1 protein-coding gene and 1 pseudogene are annotated in these 1,252 nt (G+C 52.2%); both read left to right on the top strand.

Annotation, left to right across the window (positions count from 1 at the left end; genetic code table 11):
- Nucleotides 1-48 precede the first annotated feature (48 nt).
- Complete coding sequence (locus tag NEPTK9_RS09520) at nucleotides 49-954, top strand: hypothetical protein (protein ID WP_194848590.1); 906 nt, start codon at nucleotides 49-51, stop codon at nucleotides 952-954.
- Nucleotides 935-1,252, top strand: a pseudogene (locus NEPTK9_RS09515) (hypothetical protein); the annotation flags it as partial. The gene NEPTK9_RS09520 and the pseudogene NEPTK9_RS09515, both read left to right, overlap by 20 nt.

Below are 1,252 nucleotides of genomic sequence, written 5' to 3'. Positions count from 1 at the left end.
AAGCTATTTTAAACCATGGCTACAAATTAAACAATCTAAAAAGGAGCGATGCTTCCTCCCCTCCCTAAAGGAAGGGGTATCCGCATCGATATTTTGATGAAACGACTACTGAAAATTTTTCTTTTTGTCTCCCTCCTTATTGGGATCGAGCGACTTTGCCACCGGGCCACCGATGGATTTGCCATGGTCAATGTCTATGCTCCCCCAGGAAATAACTCGGAGTGGAAAAGCAAAGGCTCCCCTGACCCTGCCCTCCTCAACCAAACCTACACCTACTTTAACTCGGGAAGCCAGTCCTATGTCTTTCTCTCTGAAGATGGAAAGACCATCTTAAAGCTTTTTAAGTTTCAACATATGAGGACTCCCCCCTGGCTCAACCTCCTCCCTTCGGTCGGAAAACTGGGGGAAAAGCGGACCAAAAAGCGGGCCATCCTCGAGCAAACCTTCAATAGCTACACCCTTGCCTATGAAAAACTTCGCGAAGAAACGGGGCTCCACTACATCCACCTAACTAAAACCGACCACCTTCAGACCCAGCTGACGATCGTCGACAAAATCGGCGTCCACCACACCCTCGACCTTGACGGCGTCGAGTTTGTCCTCCAAAAAAGAGGAGCGCTCGTCTATGATCAGATCGACCAGTGGATGGAAGCAGGAGAACACAAGCGGGCCGAGAAGGGACTCCGCGCCCTTCTCCGACTTGCCGTTCACCGGTGCCACCAAGGACTTTTCGATAAAGACCCCGACTTTGCCACCAACTTTGGCTTTATGGGGGAGACCCCTTTCCAGATCGACTTTGGCCGCCTTTCGGTTGCTCCCGAAGAGAAAAATCCCGAGGTCTACGCCCCCGAAATGATCCGGATCACCCGTGCCCTTGAAGCATGGATCCAAAACAACCACCCGGCACTATTCATCCCCTTTAAGGAGGAGCTCGATGCGATCACTCATCCGTAAACTCGGCATCGTTTTAGCCATCTTTGGGGGAATCCTAGGGCTCGACCGCCTTTCCCACTTCCTCACCGACGATTTTGGACGGGTCAACATCACCTCCCGCCTTCCCGACCACCCCGACTGGAACATCCCCTTTGCCACCGAAGATCTCGAGGAGCTCGATGTTGCCCTCAGCCAGCCCTATCACTACCTTGCCAGCGGCTCCCAAAGCTACGCCTTTTTAAGTGAAGATGGCAACTATGTGATTAAATTTTTTAAACATAAGCGGTGGCGCCTCCCCCCCCTTGCCGAACATATCCCC

It is taken from the genome of Candidatus Neptunochlamydia vexilliferae (genome assembly GCF_015356785.1).
Taxonomy (GTDB): Bacteria; Chlamydiota; Chlamydiia; order Chlamydiales; family Simkaniaceae; genus Neptunichlamydia; species Neptunichlamydia vexilliferae.
The sequence above is the reverse complement of the archived record's forward strand: the minus strand, read 5'-3'. Positions and strand labels throughout refer to the sequence as shown.

Coding starts and splice junctions, on each gene's coding strand:
- NEPTK9_RS09520 (WP_194848590.1), top strand. CDS start 49: ATGCTTCCTCCCCTCCCTAAAGGAAGGGGTATCCGCATCGATATTTTG.